Here is a 16,423-nt window from a genome sequence, read left to right as displayed (position 1 = left end):
CGCGAGGCCAACGGACATGGATTTTGCAGTGCAACTTAAGTTCACCAGAGGGCGGAAAAAAGGGCAAAAAATATCCGGATTCGGGATGCCATCACCCGGATCGTTTTCCATCCCGGTCGCGACCGCGAGGAAGGTGACACCGGGAGGGCGTACAGGAAGGAGGTCGGCGAAGCAGCATCCGAGCCCGAAACTTCATCAAATTCTTCGTCAAATGAATGGCCGGAAGCGTTTTTGTTTTGACTTCCGCGGCGAGCACCTTTTACTATCCGTGTCTTTGGGAAGATCGATACGCAAGAACGCGGCCGGCATGGCCCGTTTGCGGGTGTTGAAAAGCACGTCGATTTTTTTCAATCCAAGCCGGTTCCGGCCAGGGCCTATCGGCTGAAAACGCAGATAGGGCTTGCGGATCCGGCTCATTCCAGTGCTAAAATCTGGGCACCTTAACAGTGAAAGGAATTTTAAAGTGAACAAATCTGAATTGGTTGACGTTATCGCCGCCGACACCGAGATCTCCAAGGCAGCAGCCCAGCGCGCGCTGGACTCCGTCATCGAGAACATCATCAAGGCCGTGACCAAGGGCGATACCGTGCAATTGGTTGGCTTCGGTTCCTTCTCGACCGGCAAGCGCGCTGCTCGCACCGGCCGTAATCCGCAAACCGGCGAAGAAATCAAGATCGCCGCTGCAACCACCGTGAAGTTCTCGGCTGGCAAGGCTTTCAAGGAAGCCGTGAACAAGAAGAAGAAATAATTTCACGCTTCGCGCATTTGAATGCCCTAAACCAGGTTCAGGGCATTCAAATCGAGGCCGATTCGACAGGATCGGCCGTCCCCTCCCCCCCTCGCTTCACCCGCTTCCGCACTACGCTCCCCTGATGGTTCTTCGCTTGCACACTGGCCACAGTGAATGCACGGTGTCTGGACGCATTCCTTGCACAAGCCCCGCCAGCACAGTTGCCACCCGGACCGGCACGCACAGCAGTAGCCGCCTCCATGCGCCGCAAGCTTCGTTTGCCAAGACCACCCGCAGCGCCTAGAATTTTTTCGGCCTGACTTCTGCACACTGCCTCATTTCCGCTTGCCGTCCCGTCGTACACCATGAACAGCCGGCCCGTCCGGCTCATCCAAGGAGACCGTCGATGAATAGCCCTGCCCAGCGTCCGCCACTTCCGCCCTTCACCTGCGAGACCGCCGCCATGAAGGCGCGTGCCGCCGAAGATGCGTGGAATTCCTGCGATCCGCAACGCGTCTCGCTGGCCTATACCGAAGACAGCCGCTGGCGCAATCGTGCAGATTTCGTCCACGGACGGGCCGAGATCGTCGCCTTCCTCACCCGCAAATGGGCGCGCGAACTGGATTACCGCCTCATCAAGGAAGTCTGGGCGCACGAAGGCAACCGCATCGCCGTGCGCTTCGCCTATGAATGGCACGATGATTCGGGGAGCTGGTTCCGCTCCTATGGCAACGAAAACTGGGAATTCGACGAGCATGGCCTGATGCGCCTGCGTCATGCCTCCATCAACGACCTGCCCATCAAGGAGGCAGACCGCAAATTCCACTGGGACCGTTCAGGCCCGCGCCCGGCCGATCATCCGAGCCTGTCCGAACTGGGTCTGTAAGGCCGGACCGCTGGCCCGGCCGGGGAGCGCCTGAAGCGTTTCATGCACCCAGGTCAGCCAGCGGATGATCCGCCTGCGGCCACGGATCAGCGAAGAAACCTTCCACCCATTGCGGCGTGGCGGCGGCCAGCGAAGCCGGATTCCATTGCGGTTTCTGGTCCTTCTCGATGATCAGTGCGCGGATACCTTCGACGAAATCGGGGCGTGCCGCGCAATGCAGCGACACCACGAATTCCAGCCGGAACACCTGCGCCAGCGACAACGGACGCACCCGCTTCTGCAAGGCGTAGCCCAACCAGGCCGAACCGGGCGAACCGGCGCGCAAGGTCGCTTGTGCCTTGACGAGCCAGGCATCCTCGGTCTCCAAGGTGAGGATACCGTCCACGATCTCGGGCAGCGTGGGCCGGCGGCACAGGGAGTCGATCAGATCGAAATGCGTGCGCAGGTTGGAGGACGCGAAGACGGCCGCCCCTTCCTGCGAGGACGAGGCCTGCGCGCTTGCCAGGACACGATCCAGCAATTCGGCATCATTGCCCTGCCCCCACGGCTGCATCAGCAGGGCATCGATCACCGAGGCCTTGGCGGCATGCGCCACGCGATAGTCAGCCAGCCCGGCGAAGAGCGCGTCGTTGGCATTGAGGTTGGCACCGGTCAGCGCCAGGAAGATGCCGGTCTTGCCCGGCATGCGCGCCAGGAACCAGCTGCCGCCCACGTCCGGATAAAGCCCGATGGTGATTTCCGGCATGGCCAGGCGCGATTTTTCGGTGACCACGCGGTGGCTGCAACCGGCCATCAGGCCGATGCCGCCGCCCATGACGATGCCATGCCCCCAGCACAGGATGGGCTTGGCGAAGCTGTGGACAAGATAATCCAGACGATATTCGTGCTCGAAGAATTCGGCCGCGTAGGTATTGGCGCGGATGTCCTCGCGTGCGGGCGAAGCGTGATGCTCGCGCATGGACCGATAGAGCTGCTGCAGGTCGCCCCCGGCGCAGAAGGCTTTCTCGCCCTGCGCCTGCAGGATCACCATGGCCACGCCCGGATCGGCCTGCCACTGCTGCAGTTGCGGCGTGAGCAGCCGGACCATCTCCAGCGAGATGGCATGCAGCGTTTTTTCGGAAGCGAGGGTGGCGATGCCGATGCGACGGCCGTTGGCGGCCGTCAGTTCTTCGAATACCACGGGGGCGGCGGTTTGATTCATGGGTCTCCTGGGTCTCTGGCGAGCCCGCAGTGCCCACGGGCCGCAGTGTGTTTTATGTCAATGAATTCAATGAAGCAGGCCGGTAGGCCGGATTCTGTTACGGCGGGAAACCCGCTATGACAGCCATTCCTCTAGGCGACGGATCACTCCGCCGCTCAAGCTTTCTACCCGCACGCTCCGCGAGCCACATCAACGCGTGCCTATTTGAAATTGCTCCGGGTGGAGGTTACCGCGTTTCACCGTAACTGAATACGCTCGTCTCTGTGGCCCTGTTCCTCGCCTTATACCGGCTTGCGCCGGCTTTCAGCGGACGGCCGTTAACCGTCACCCTGCTCTGTGGAGTCCGGACCTTCCTCCCGCCGCCTCCTTGCGAAGGCGGCCAGCGGCTGTCTGGCCTGCATCGGGCGCTATTGTAGCGCAGCATGGCCCGGCACCGGAGATCCTCCGTCGCAAAACGCTTTTGCGTGCGCGCAAAAGCTCATGCCAATTCGGCATGTGACACCCGTGCGGCTCTTCGGTAGTCTGCTGCTGATCCGCTGCAGGCCACGTGCCGCGCGGTTCTTGACTGACTTCAACGAAATTCCATGCATATCTGCGTAATGGGCGCCGGCGTGATCGGCGTGACCACTGCCTACCGTCTCCTGCAGGATGGCCATCAGGTCAGCCTCATCGATGCTCGCCCACAGCCCGGCGAGGGCACCAGCCAGGGCAATGGCGCCCAGCTCAGTTACTCCTATGTGGCGCCGCTGGCCGACCCCTCGGTCTGGACCAAGTGGGCTTACTACCTCTTCAGCAAGGATTCGCCGCTGACCATCCGGCCCACGGCCGATCTCGCCCAATACCGCTGGCTGCTGGAATTCCTGCGCTGCTGCAACGCGCAGCGGGTGCGCCAGACCACCATCGACCTGCTGCAACTGGCCTACTACAGCCGCGATCAGCTCACGCAATGGAACGCCGGCCTGCAGCTGTCATTCGACCATCAACGTTCCGGCAAGCTGGTCATGTTCACCGACGCGCAGGGACTGGAAGCCGCCGCGCAGCAGGTGCAATTCCAGTCGCAATATGGCTGCCAGCAGGAAGTCCTGAGCGCGGCCGAATGCATCCGCATCGAACCGGCGCTGGGCCACTCGCAGCGCGACTGGGTCGGCGGCGTCTACACGCCCAGCGAAGAAGCCGGCGATTGCCCGCAGTTCTGCCGCGCGCTGGTAGCGTCCATGCAGGCCCATCCGAACTTCCGCTTCATCGGCGGCGCCCGCGTCAGTGAGGTGCGCCTTGAAGGCCGCGCGCTGCGTGCGGTACAGGCCGGTGGCCAATGGATTGCGGCCGATCGCTTCGTGCTGGCGCTGGGCGCCGAGAGCGTGGAGTTCGCCCGCTTGCTGGACTTGCGCCTGCCGCTCTATCCGCTCAAGGGTTACAGCATCACCGTACCGCTGGAGGACGAAGCCAGCCGCACGGCAGCACCCCAGGTCTCCATCACCGACATCGCCCGGAAGATCGTTTATGCGCGCCTGGGCCAGCGCCTGCGCGTGGCCGGACGCATCGAGCTGGTGGGCCAGGATCGCAGCATCCCGCCGGCGGCCATCGAAGAACTGAAGAACGGCCTGCGCGAACTCTTCCCTGGCTGTGCGCTGGGTGAGGATGCCACGCTGTCGCCGTGGATGGGCTTTCGTCCGGCCACCCCGAGCGGCGTGCCGATCGTGGGCGCCTCGCCGGTGGAGAATCTTCATCTCAACATCGGCCAGGGTGCGCTGGGCTGGACGCTGGCCTGCGGCAGCGCGGCGCTGGTCGCCGACCAGATCGCCGGCCGCCGCCGCGCCATCGACGACACGGCCTTCCAGTACCGCGGCTGAAGAAGTTTCATGCCAGGCTTCGGCATTCGGACTTAACATGGCCCCTGGCCTGCAATGGCGCAGGCCCATCCATGGGAGACGAACGATGCGGGAAAACCGGCTGCGCACCCTCTTCGCGCAACAGCAACTGGCCCTCTCGGGCTGGGTATCGATGGGCAATTCGCTGCTGGCCGAGGTGCTGGGCCACAGCGGCTACGATGCGGTGACGGTGGACTTGCAGCACGGTCCGTTCTCGATCGAATCGGCACTGCCCATGCTGCAGGCCATCTCCAGCACGCCTGCCGTGCCGCTGGTGCGCTGCTCCGAAAACAGCCTGGGAGAAATCAACAAGCTGCTCGACGCCGGTGCCTATGGCGTGATTTGCCCGCTGATCAACACGGCGGCGGATGCCGAGCGCTTCGTGCGTGCCTGCCATTATTCACCGCGCGGCGGACGCAGCTATGGCCCGGCGCGCGGCTTCCTGTATGGCGGCGCGGACTACTTCGCGCACGCCAACGCCACCATCCTGACCCTGGCCATGATCGAAACCCGCGAAGGCTACGCCAACGCCGAAGCGATCCTGCAGACCCCGGACCTGGACGGCATCTTCATCGGCCCCAGCGACCTGGCCATCGAACTCGGCCTGGCGCCGGACGCCTACGATGATGCACGCCTCAACGAGGCCATCGATCATCTGCTGGCGCTGGCGCGCAAGCTGGGCAAATACGTGGGGATCTTCGCCGGCACCATGGAGATGGCGCAGCGCATGAAGGGCATCGGCATGGACCTGGTGGTGCCGGGGACTGACATTCAGCAGATCAAGGCGGAGGGGGCGCGGAGGATCGCTGCGTTGCGCTGACGTGCTACCCGGGAAATCGTAAACAAAAAAAGCGGATCAGCCGCCTGCAGCTGATCCGCTTTCATGCACCGATGCGCGACGCGCGGTGTGACGTCAGCCCCTCACCACCCGCCCGAAGAACGGATAATTCGGATCGTTGTACCCATGCGTGGACGCATGCCCCGGCGTGACCAGGCTATCGACCAATGCCTCTTCCTCTGCGCTGATCTTCATTTCCGCTGCATCGTAGTAATCCTCCATCTGCGCCAGCGTGCGCGGTCCGGCGATGACGCTGCTGATGGACGCGTTGGCCAGCACCCAGGCGGTGGCGAACTGGCCCAGCTTGATCCCGCGCGCTTCGCAGTGCTGCTGCAGCCGCTGCGCGATCAGCAGCGATTCCTCGCGGAACTCGGTCTCCATCATGCGCTTGTCGCCCCGCCCGGCACGCGTGTCCTGTGGCGGCTTCTGGCCGGGCTGGTACTTGCCGGTCAGCACGCCGCGGGCAATCGGGCTGTAGGGCACCACGCCCAAACCATAGTTGGCGCAGGCCGGCAGGATTTCCACTTCGGGCTGGCGGTTCAACAGGTTGTAATACGGCTGGCACACCAACGGCAGCGGAACGTTGTTCTTCTCGCACAGGCGCACGATCTCGGCAATGCGCCAGCCACGGAAGTTGGACACGCCAAAGCCACGGATCTTGCCCGCACGGATCAGGTCGCCCAACGCCTGCACGGCCTCTTCCAGGTTCTCGTCCTGGTAGTCGCGGTGCATGTAGAGAATGTCGAGGTAATCGGTATCCAGGCGCTTGAGGATGTTCTCGGTCTCGCGCACGATCCAGCTGCGCGAATAGTGCGACTCATTGGGCTTGCCACTCATGGCATTGCCCAGCTTGCTGGCCAGCACCCACTCATGGCGCTGTCCGGCCAGCAGCTTGCCGACGATTTCCTCGGACTTGCCCTTGGTGTAGACGTCCGCCGTATCGATGAAATTGATGCCATGCTCGCGGGCCGACGCCACGATGCGGCCGGACTCTTCCAGGTCGGTCTGGTCCCCGAACATCATGGACCCCAGACACAGGGCCGATACCTTCAGGTTGCTCTTGCCGAGGCGACGATAATGCATGCTGTCTCCGAATCAAATGGGATGTGGATAACTTAACTGCCGCAAGCCGCTCATTCTAGCGAGCTCCTGGTACGCCTGCTCAAGCTCACAGCACCGGCGCTTCCTCTTCCTGCCAGCGCCGCTTGTCGCGCAGCGGCGGCGCGCCGAACAGGCGGCTGTACTCGCGGCTGAACTGCGATGAGCTCTCGTAACCCACGCGATGCGCGGCAGTAGCCACGCTGGCGTCGGCGGTGAGGATCAATTTGCGGGCTTCCTGCAGGCGCAAATTCTTCTGGTATTGCAGCGGACTCATGGCCGTCACCAGCTTGAAGTGGTGATGCAGCGAAGACACGCTCATATGCACATCGCGTGCGACATCCTCGATGCGCAAGGCCTGGTCATAGCCCTCCTTGATGAGGCGGATGGCCTTGGCCACGCGGTTCATCTGGCTGTCCTGCAGCACGGTCTGGCGCAACAGCGCTCCCTGCCCGTTCATCAGCAGGCGATACAGGATCTCGCGCCGGATCATCGGCGCCATGATCGGCACGTCGCGCGGGGTCTCATGCAGGCGCAACAGGCGCAGCACCGCATCGAGCAGGTCAACGTCCAGCCGGTTCACATACAGGCCGCGCGCAGCCCCTTCGCCAAAATTGGCCGACGCCGGCAGGTTCTCGTCGCCGATCAGCTCGCCGATTTCCTGGGTATCGAGCTCCAGCCGCAAACCCAGATAGGGTTCATCGGGACTGGTCACCATGACCTTGCCGACCACCGGCAGATCCACCGAGGCGACCAGGTAATGCATGGGATCGTATTCGTAGATCTCATCGCCCACGAAGATGCGCTTGGAACCCTGCGCAATGACCGCAAACACCGGCTTCTGCACCGCGTGCTTGGGGCCGCTCGGACAGGTGATGCGATAGATTTCCAGGTTGGGGATGGCCGTAGCCAGCATGCCTTCGACGCCGGCCGTAGTGCGCTCCAGCAGTTGCAGCAGCTCCTGCTGCATGGCCTGGAAACGCGGATCATCCTGCTGCCCGGCGGGCGCACTCTCCACTGCCTCCGGCAGCAGCAGCGGGCCGGAATCCTGAACGGAATGCAGATCGAGGTCCATAAGCTCCTCTCATTGAAAGACAGACGCGACTCTAGCGCGGACTGGCAACTGCCTGATCCTCTGCAGTCCATCCATGGAGAATCGGGCAAGAACTTTGCAGGATCAGGTATGCCCTTGCACGATTGAGCGCAATGATCATGGCACGAACACACCGAAAACCACGCGCCAGCGCAATTTCACCTGAAACTCCAGCAAGCATGAAAAGAGAATCGGGCAAAAAACCAGCAGCTTAAGGCACGCGAAAACACCGGCCCGCCCTGCATAATCCTCGCCGAACCCCAAGCCAGATTTACCTCGATCAGAACACGCTCTCGGCAATGTTGTACTGCTCCACCACCGTGCGCACCGTCGTGGATTCGGGCTTGTTGACGAAGTGGCACTCGCTCTCTTCCATGCCCATGGTGCAGGCCTTGTTCAACGGGCAGGTGGCGAACAGTTCGGCCACCCAGTCGACGAAGGCACGCACCTTGGGCGAGAGATGGCGGTTGTGCAGGTACACCACGGAAATCGGCAGCGGTGCCGGCTTCCATTGCGACAGCAGCTCGACCAGGCGGCCCGCTTCGAGGTGGCGCGTGACCATGTAGAGCGGTGCCTGCACGATTCCGAAACCTTGCAGTGCGCATTCGACGTAGGCGTCGCCGTCGTTGACGGAGAGCTTGCCGTTCATCTTGATCTCGCGGGTGACGCCATCGACCACGAAGTCGCTGTCGATGACGCGGCCAGTACGGCTGGAGAAGTAATGCACCGACTGGTGATGCTGCAGGTCTTCCAGGGTGTGCGGTACGCCGAAACGCTCCAGGTAGGAAGGTGCAGCGCAGGTCACGGTCTGGAAGGTGCCGATGCGGCGCGCCACCATCGAGGAATCCTGCAAGTCGCCGATGCGGATGACGCAGTCCACCGCCTCCTGCACCAGGTCCACGGGACGATCGCCCATGCCCATGACCAGCTCGATGTCCGGGTACTTGCTGTAGAAGTCGCACAGGTTGGGCAGCAGCATGAGCCGGCCGATGGAGCCCGGCACATCGATACGCAGCCGCCCCTGCGGACCGCGGGTGACATTGCGGAAGGATTGTTCAGTCTCCTCGACGTCCGCCAGGATGCGCACGCAGCGCTCGTAATACGCCGCACCGTCGGGCGTGAGGCTGATGCGACGTGTGGTGCGGTTCAGCAGGCGCACCTTCAGCATGCTCTCCAACCCCTGGATCAGGGTGGTCACGGTCGTGCGCGGCAGGTTCAGGTTGTCGGCAGCGCGTGTGAAGCTGTTTGCATCCACCACAGCAGTAAAGACTTGCATGGCCTGGAAACGGTCCATCGCTCTCTCCTTTGAGGCCGCCGCCAGGGAAAACGCCGGCGCGGCAATCGGGGGCAAGACAGATCCATCCAAGACCAGGCACCGCCCCCGGCGCGCCATCTTGCCATGACGGGATGGACCGGGATCGCAGTGACCAGCCCCATCCCAATTTAAACCAAATAACGACAAAAGCCAGTCAACTTTGCGCATCGGATGACAACAACATCGATGTCGCAGGAGCTACCCACTTCACCGAGCCAGGAAGCTAGGGCTCGTTCTTCACTGAAAGGATCAGAAAAGTGAATGAATTAATTTCACTGATTGTTCAGACTTACCGAACAGTGTTGTTGGATTATAGGTGTTTATTCGAGACCCTGCTGTGGCGCACAATCCGCTCCATTCTTGGACAAGTGGCTTCGGCCCAGGCGCTCATCATGCAAGGTTCCTCTCCGCTGGACATCCGCAATTTCTTCGTTCCCGGCCCGCTGGGACGCATCCCCGTGCGCCTGTACCAGCCTGCTAGCACCCTGCCCAAGGGCGAAAAACGCCCGCTGGTGCTGTACTTCCACGGCGGCGGTTTCACCAGCGGTTCGCTGGATGACGCCGACACCCCGGCCAGCTTCCTGGCCGAGCACAACCAGGCCGTGGTGCTGTCGGTCGGCTACGCGCTGGCGCCGGCCAAGCCCTTCCCGGCCGCGCCCGAAGATGCCTTCGCCGCTGCCACCTGGGCCTGCAAGAACGCCGCCGAACTGAAAGTGGACCTGGACCGCATGGTGGTCGCCGGTGACGACGCCGGCGGCAGCCTGGCCGCCAGCCTGACCATGATGACGCGCGACCGCTGCGGCAAGCCGCTGGCCGCCCAGGTACTGATCAGCCCGATGCTGGACCCCAGCATGCGTCTGCTGGGCGATGCCACCCGCCTGCAGTCCGACGTCACCGCCGAGACTTGCGCGGCCAGCTATCGCCAGTACCTGCCGCAGACCATGCAGCGCCTGCACCCCTATGCCGCACCGCTGGAAGTGAGCCGCCTGGCGGGCTTGCCGCCGGCCTTCATCGCTACCGCCGAACGCGACGTGCTCTGCCCGGAGGCCGAGAAATACGCCTCCAGCCTGATCCGCGCCGGCGTGCCCACGCAGGTCTCGCGCTTCGTCGGCATCACGCACGGGGCCCTGCGTACGCACCTGCCGCTGCTGACGGAGATCGTCAATTTCCTGCGCTGCCGCTTCGCCACCCTGCGACGCGATGCCGCGCTCCCTGAATTCCTGCCGCATCCGCTTCACCCCTCCACTTCACTCTGAGGACAAGAAAATGAACACTCCCGCCCCACTGCGCAAACGTTTCGCTCTCACAGCCACAGTCCTGGCCGTCATCGCCCTCTCGGTCGGTGGCACCATCTCCATGGTCGGCCTCTCGGCCAATGCCTCCACTGCCCCGACCGCTGCCGCCGCCGGCGCGCCGGTCGATGTGGCCGAAGTGGTCCAGCGCCAGATCATCGACTGGCAATCGTATTCGGGCCGCATCGAAGCGGTCGATCGCGTCGAGGTCCGCCCGCTGGTCGGCGGCACCCTGACCGCCGTGCACTTCAAGGATGGCGCACTGGTCAAGAAGGGCGACGTGCTCTTCACCATCGATCCGCGTCCGTATGAAGCCGAAGTCGCCCGCGCCGAAGCGCAACTGGCCGGTGCCGAAGCCCGTGCCGGCTATACCGCCTCCGACCTGGCCCGTGGCCAGCGCCTGCTGGGCGACAACGCCATCGCCAAGCGCGATTTCGAAGAGAAGCAGAACGCCTCGCGCGAAGCCTCGGCCAATGTCGCCGCCGCCCGTGCCGCCCTGCGCGCGGCTCGCCTGAACCTGGAATACACCCGCATCACCGCACCGGTCTCGGGCCGCATCTCGCGCGCCGAAGTGACCGTGGGCAACGTGGTGAACCCGGGTGCAGCCAATGCCCCGCTGACCACGCTGGTGTCGGTGGCCAAGGTCTATGCCTCCTTCGACGTCGATGAACAGAGCTTCCTGAAGTACGTGAACCCGGCGCGCGCCGCGGGCGCCACCGTACCGGTGGAACTGGGTCTGGCCAATGAAGACGGCTACTCCCGCAAGGGCCGCGTCGGTTCGGTGGACAACCGCCTCGATACCGCCTCCGGCACCATCCGCGTACGCGCCATCTTCGACAACGCCGATGGCCAGCTGGTCCCGGGCCTGTATGCCCGCGTGCGCCTGGGTGGCGGTGAGCCGCACCAGGCCGTACTGATCGACGAAAAGGCGCTCGGTACCGACCAGGACAAGCGCTTCGTCATGGTGGCCGACAAGGACAACAAGGCCAATTACCGCCAGGTGGTAGTGGGCGCCGGCCATGACGGCCTGGTGGTGATCGAAAAGGGCCTGCAGCCGGGTGAACGCATCGTGGTCAATGGCCTGCAGCGCATCCGTCCGGGTGACGCCATCACTCCGACCGTGGTGCCGATGCAGACCCAGGCCGCTGCGGCCGCACCGGCACCTGCCGCTGGCAAGGCCTGATCCACGCCAGAGCGCTCTCGCATTCAAGGAAGAACAAGTCGCAGGGGCTGCAAGGCCCGCTGCCAGGGCATTTGCATCCTGACGACTGACAAGGAACCTACATGAATATCTCAAAATTCTTCATCGACCGCCCGATCTTCGCGGGCGTGCTGTCGGTACTGCTGCTGCTGGGCGGCGTGCTGGCCATGCTGCAGCTACCCATCTCCGAATATCCGGAAGTGGTGCCGCCTTCCGTGGTGGTACGCGCGCAGTATCCCGGCGCCAACCCCAAGGTGATCGCTGAAACGGTGGCCTCGCCACTGGAAGAGCAGATCAACGGCGTGGAAAACATGCTCTACATGCAGTCGCAGGCCAACAGCGACGGCAACCTCACCATCACCGTCAACTTCCGCCTGGGCGTCGATCCCGACAAGGCCCAGCAGCTGGTGCAGAACCGCGTCTCGCAAGCCCTGCCGCGCCTGCCGGAAGACGTGCAGCGACTGGGCGTGACCACGCTCAAATCCTCGCCCACGCTGACCATGGTGGTGCACCTGACCTCGCCGGACAACCGCTACGACACCACCTACCTGCGCAACTACGCGGTCCTGAACGTCAAGGACCGGCTGGCGCGTATCCAGGGCGTGGGTGAAGTCGGCCTGTTCGGCTCGGGCAACTACGCCATGCGCGTCTGGCTCGATCCCAACAAGGTGGCCCAGCGCGGCCTGACGGCTACCGACGTGGTGCGCGCCATCCGCGAGCAGAACGTGCAGGTAGCGGCCGGTGTGATCGGTGCCTCGCCCAGCTCGCCGGAGACACCGCTGCAATTGTCGGTGAACGCGCAGGGTCGTCTGAAGACCGAGGGCGAATTCCGCGACATCATCCTGAAGGCCTCGCCCGATGGAGCGACCACCCGCCTGGGTGACGTCGCACGGGTCGAACTGGCTGCCTCCGAATATGGCCTGCGCTCGCTGCTGGACAACAAGCCGGCCGTGGCCATCCCGATCTTCCAGGCCCCCGGTGCCAATGCGCTGGATGTCTCGACCCAGGTGCGCGCGGCGATGAAGGAATTGTCGGCCGACTTCCCCAGCTCGGTCAGCTACAGCATCGTCTATGACCCGACCCAGTTCGTGCGGGCTTCCATCGAAGCGGTGGTGCATACCCTGCTGGAAGCCATTGCATTGGTCGTGATCGTGGTGATCATCTTCCTGCAGACCTGGCGCGCTTCCATCATTCCGCTGCTGGCCGTGCCGGTCTCCATCATCGGTACCTTCTCGCTGATGCTGGGCTTCGGTTACACCATCAATGCGCTGTCGCTGTTCGGGATGGTGCTGGCCATCGGTATCGTGGTCGATGATGCCATCGTGGTGGTGGAAAACGTGGAACGCAATATCGGTGCCGGCCTCTCGCCGCGTGACGCCACCTATCGCGCCATGCAGGAGGTCTCCGGCCCCATCATCGCCATTGCCCTGACGCTGGTGGCGGTGTTCGTGCCGCTGGCCTTCATGACCGGCCTCACCGGCCAGTTCTACAAGCAGTTCGCGATGACCATTGCGATCTCCACCGTCATCTCGGCCTTCAACTCGCTCACGCTGTCCCCGGCTCTGGCCGCCCTGCTGCTCAAGGGCCACGGCGACAAGCCGGACTGGCTGACGCGGCAGATGGACCGCTTCCTCGGTGGCTTCTTCACCCGCTTCAACCGCTTCTTCAACCGCGCCTCCGACAACTACGGTCATGGCGTGACCGGCGTGATCAAGCGCAAGGGTGCCACCATGGGCGTGTATGTGGTGCTGCTGGCGGCGACCCTGGGTGTGTCCTACATCGTTCCCGGCGGCTTCGTGCCGGGCCAGGACAAGCAATACCTGGTGGCCTTCGCCCAGCTGCCCAATGGCGCTTCGATCGACCGCAGTGAAGAAGTGATGCGCAAGATGAGCGACATCATGCTGAAGGAACCGGGCGTGGCCAGCGCGATTGCCTTCCCTGGCCTGTCCATCAACGGTTTCACCAACAGCTCTTCGGCCGGTATCGTCTTCGTGGGCCTGAAGCCCTTCGAGGAACGCAAGAGCAAGGAACTGTCGGGCAACGCCATCGCCGCCTCGCTGAACAAGAAATTCGGCGGCATCAAGGAAGCCTTCACCGCCGTCTTCCCGCCGCCGCCGGTGATGGGCCTGGGTACGCTGGGTGGTTTCAAGATGCAGATCGAAGACCGCGATGCGCTGGGCTACGCCGAACTGGACAAGGCCGCGCAAGCCTTCATGAAGGCCGCCGCCAAGGAACCGGCGCTGGGCCCGATGTTCTCCAGCTACCAGATCAACGTGCCGCAGCTGGATGTGGAACTGGATCGCGTCAAGGCCAAGCAGTTGGGCATTCCGGTCACCGACGTCTTCAACACCATGCAGATCTACCTGGGTTCGCTGTACGTGAACGACTTCAACCGCTTTGGCCGCGTCTACCAGGTGCGTGCCCAGGCTGACGCGCCCTTCCGCGCCAAGGCCGAGGACATCGCGCAACTGAAGACCCGCAACGATGCCGGCGAGATGGTGCCGCTGTCCTCCGTGGTGAAGGTCAAGCAGACCTTCGGTCCGGAAATGGTGGTGCGCTACAACGGCTATACCGCCGCCGACATCAATGGCGGTCCGGCTCCGGGTTATTCCTCGGACCAGGCCCAGGCTGCGGCTGAACGCGTGGCGGCTGCCACCCTGCCGCGCGGCATCAAGTTCGAATGGACCGACCTGACCTACCAGAAGATCCTGGCCGGCAACGCAGGCGTCTGGGTGTTCCCGATCAGCGTGCTGCTGGTGTTCCTGGTGCTGGCGGCGCTCTATGAAAGCCTGACCCTGCCGCTGGCCGTGATCCTGATCGTGCCGATGAGCATCCTGGCGGCACTGACCGGTGTGTGGCTGACCCGCGGCGACAACAACATCTTCACCCAGATCGGCCTGATGGTGCTGGTGGGCCTGTCGGCCAAGAACGCCATCCTGATCGTGGAATTCGCCCGCGAACTGGAGATGCAGGGCCGCAGTGCCGTGCAAGCCGCCATCGAAGCCAGCCGCCTGCGTCTGCGTCCGATCCTGATGACCTCGATCGCTTTCATCATGGGGGTGGTGCCGCTGGTGACCTCCTCCGGCGCCGGTTCGGAAATGCGCCATGCGATGGGGATTGCAGTGTTCTTCGGCATGCTGGGCGTGACCCTCTTCGGCCTGTTCCTCACGCCCGTGTTCTATGTCCTGCTGCGTACCATCGATCGCCGTGCCCTGCACTCGGCCTCGCATCACGAAGCCCCGATGACCGCCGGCACCCACATCGCCCACGCTGCACCGGGCGCACAGGATGATCGCTGATCTGCGGATCGGCCCATGAATGGAGCAAGAAAAATGATGACCCAATCTCTCTCGATCGGCCGCCTGCTGCGCCCCGTGCGCATCAGCTCGGCACTGCTGGCGGCACTGCTGGTGCTGGCCGGCTGCTCGGTGGCCCCGACCTATGAACGTCCGGCGGTGGACACCCCGGCCGCCTTCAAGGAAGCGGCCCCTGCGCCGCAAACAGGCGAGAACGGCAGCCAGTGGAAGACCGCGCAACCGGCCGAAGACATTGCCCGTGGCGAGTGGTGGAAAATCTTCGGCGACGACAAGTTGAACGCCCTCGAAGACACCGCCCAGCAAGCCAACCAGGACCTCAAGGCGGCCGCCGCCCGCCTGGGCCAGGCGCGCGCCCTGACCCGCGATGCGCGCTCGGGCTACTTCCCGCAGGTGGATGCAGGGGTCGGTGCGACCCGCCAGCGCCCGTCGCCCGCCTCGCAAGGCTTGCCGGCCGATGCCAACACACAACCGTTCACTCTTTATCGTGCTCAGGTGAACGTTTCTTACGAAGTCGACCTCTTCGGCCGGGTCGCCTCGACCGTCGATGCCGCCACCGCCGATGCCCAGCGCAGCGAAGCGCTGTTCCACTCGGTACTGCTGGCCCTGCAGGCCGACGTGGCGCAGCAGTACTTCCAGGTGCGTGAACTGGACGCTGCCGCCGAGCTGTATCGCGGCACCGTCGAGTTGCGCCAGGAATCGCTGCGCCTGGTGCAGCGCCGCTTCGACGAAGGCGACATCAGTGAAGTGGACGTAGCCCGCGCCCGTTCCGAACTGGCCTCGGCCCAATCGGAAGCGCTGGGCATTGCCCGCCAGCGCGCCACCGCCGAACACGCGCTGGCCATCCTGCTGGGCCGCACCCCGGCCGAGTTCTCGCTGCCGCCGCAACCGCTGACGCGCCTGAGCGTGTCGGTGCCGGCCGGACTGCCCTCGACGCTGCTGGAGCGCCGTCCCGACATCGCCGCTGCCGAACGCGCCATGGCTGCCGCCAATGCCCGCGTGGGCGTGGCCAAGTCGGCCTTCTTCCCGGCGTTGAACCTGACCGGTGGCCTGGGGTATGAGTCGGCGCAACTGGGTGATCTGTTCAACTGGTCCAGCCGCACCTTCCTCCTGGGCCCGCTGGTGGGCACGGCGCTGTCGATGCCGCTGTTCGATGGCGGACGCCGCCAGGCCGGTGTGGATCGTGCGCGCGCCAGCTATGAAGAGCAGGTGGCAACCTATCGCGGCACGGTTCTGAACGCCTTCCGCGAAGTGGAAGACAACCTGGCCAACCTGCGCATCCTGGACGACCAGAACCGCGCCCAGGATGAAGCCGTGGCCGCCTCCGCGCGCGCAGCCAAACTCTCGCACACGCAGTACCGCGAGGGTGCGGTGAGCTACTTCAGCGTCATCGATGCCGACCGCACCGTGCTGCAGACCCGGCGCGCTTCGGTCACGCTCGATGGCGAACGGGCCCGTTCCACCGTCAACCTGATCCGTGCCCTGGGCGGCGGATGGGGTAGTCCGGAAATGCAACTATCCTCATCGAAGTAAGCACGCAGACGTGACATCGGCCCGCATCCTGCGATGCGAGCCGACGATGAAGCA

12 protein-coding genes and 1 other RNA gene are annotated in these 16,423 nt (G+C 63.9%); 8 read left to right on the top strand and 5 right to left on the bottom strand.

Annotated elements, in window-relative coordinates; all coding sequences use genetic code 11:
* The first annotated feature begins 463 nt into the window (after nucleotides 1–463).
* On the top strand, nucleotides 464–748 hold the full coding sequence (locus ACWFUC_RS06635; protein ID WP_006465510.1) for an HU family DNA-binding protein: 285 nt from the start codon (nucleotides 464–466) through the stop codon (nucleotides 746–748).
* A 388-nt stretch (nucleotides 749–1,136) separates the two neighbouring features.
* The gene (locus ACWFUC_RS06630) at nucleotides 1,137–1,616 is read left to right on the top strand and encodes a nuclear transport factor 2 family protein (protein WP_134135697.1); all 480 of its coding nucleotides are present in this window, start codon (nucleotides 1,137–1,139) and stop codon (nucleotides 1,614–1,616) included.
* Nucleotides 1,617–1,656: 40 nt separating this feature from the next.
* Here ACWFUC_RS06630 and ACWFUC_RS06625 read toward each other — a convergent pair whose 3' ends face one another.
* Nucleotides 1,657–2,817 (bottom strand): enoyl-CoA hydratase/isomerase family protein, encoded by a 1,161-nt coding sequence (locus ACWFUC_RS06625; protein ID WP_489624436.1) that lies wholly within the window; start codon nucleotides 2,815–2,817, stop codon nucleotides 1,657–1,659.
* Nucleotides 2,818–2,884: 67 nt separating this feature from the next.
* An RNA gene (gene rnpB / locus ACWFUC_RS06620) (RNase P RNA component class A) lies at nucleotides 2,885–3,219 on the bottom strand.
* Nucleotides 3,220–3,401: 182 nt separating this feature from the next.
* On the opposite strand from rnpB, the gene ACWFUC_RS06615 reads away from it, so the two are divergent.
* The gene (locus tag ACWFUC_RS06615; RefSeq protein ID WP_489624435.1) at nucleotides 3,402–4,667 is read left to right on the top strand and encodes a D-amino acid dehydrogenase; all 1,266 of its coding nucleotides are present in this window, start codon (nucleotides 3,402–3,404) and stop codon (nucleotides 4,665–4,667) included.
* Nucleotides 4,668–4,752: 85 nt separating this feature from the next.
* Nucleotides 4,753–5,505 (top strand): HpcH/HpaI aldolase family protein, encoded by a 753-nt coding sequence (locus ACWFUC_RS06610; RefSeq protein ID WP_121042510.1) that lies wholly within the window; start codon nucleotides 4,753–4,755, stop codon nucleotides 5,503–5,505.
* Between the two features lie 93 nt (nucleotides 5,506–5,598).
* Here the strand turns inward: ACWFUC_RS06610 and ACWFUC_RS06605 are convergent, their stop codons facing one another.
* The 3 genes from ACWFUC_RS06605 to ACWFUC_RS06595 form a co-directional block, all read right to left on the bottom strand.
* Nucleotides 5,599–6,606: an aldo/keto reductase gene (locus ACWFUC_RS06605; RefSeq protein ID WP_034330434.1), complete on the bottom strand. Its 1,008-nt coding sequence runs from the start codon at nucleotides 6,604–6,606 to the stop codon at nucleotides 5,599–5,601.
* Between the two features lie 85 nt (nucleotides 6,607–6,691).
* A complete protein-coding gene (locus ACWFUC_RS06600) occupies nucleotides 6,692–7,696 on the bottom strand; it encodes an AraC family transcriptional regulator (protein WP_134221134.1) in 1,005 nt (334 codons plus the stop codon).
* A 298-nt stretch (nucleotides 7,697–7,994) separates the two neighbouring features.
* Nucleotides 7,995–9,008 (bottom strand): LysR family transcriptional regulator, encoded by a 1,014-nt coding sequence (locus ACWFUC_RS06595; protein WP_489624434.1) that lies wholly within the window; start codon nucleotides 9,006–9,008, stop codon nucleotides 7,995–7,997.
* A gap of 413 nt (nucleotides 9,009–9,421) precedes the next feature.
* On the opposite strand from ACWFUC_RS06595, the gene ACWFUC_RS06590 reads away from it, so the two are divergent.
* The 4 genes from ACWFUC_RS06590 to ACWFUC_RS06575 all read left to right on the top strand — a co-directional run bounded on the left by ACWFUC_RS06590 (nucleotide 9,422) and on the right by ACWFUC_RS06575 (nucleotide 16,369).
* Complete coding sequence (locus tag ACWFUC_RS06590) at nucleotides 9,422–10,285, top strand: alpha/beta hydrolase (protein WP_240733832.1); 864 nt, start codon at nucleotides 9,422–9,424, stop codon at nucleotides 10,283–10,285.
* A gap of 10 nt (nucleotides 10,286–10,295) precedes the next feature.
* Nucleotides 10,296–11,504, top strand: a complete 1,209-nt coding sequence (locus ACWFUC_RS06585; protein WP_489624433.1) for an efflux RND transporter periplasmic adaptor subunit — start codon at nucleotides 10,296–10,298, stop codon at nucleotides 11,502–11,504.
* A gap of 101 nt (nucleotides 11,505–11,605) precedes the next feature.
* On the top strand, nucleotides 11,606–14,821 hold the full coding sequence (locus tag ACWFUC_RS06580; RefSeq protein ID WP_489624432.1) for an efflux RND transporter permease subunit: 3,216 nt from the start codon (nucleotides 11,606–11,608) through the stop codon (nucleotides 14,819–14,821).
* A 33-nt stretch (nucleotides 14,822–14,854) separates the two neighbouring features.
* A complete protein-coding gene (locus ACWFUC_RS06575; protein ID WP_489624431.1) occupies nucleotides 14,855–16,369 on the top strand; it encodes an efflux transporter outer membrane subunit in 1,515 nt (504 codons plus the stop codon).
* Nucleotides 16,370–16,423: the final 54 nt, after the last annotated feature.

It is taken from the genome of Herbaspirillum sp. Her4 (assembly GCF_057961335.1).
Note: the sequence above shows the minus strand (reverse complement) of the source record. Positions and strands in the feature narration are given on the sequence as shown.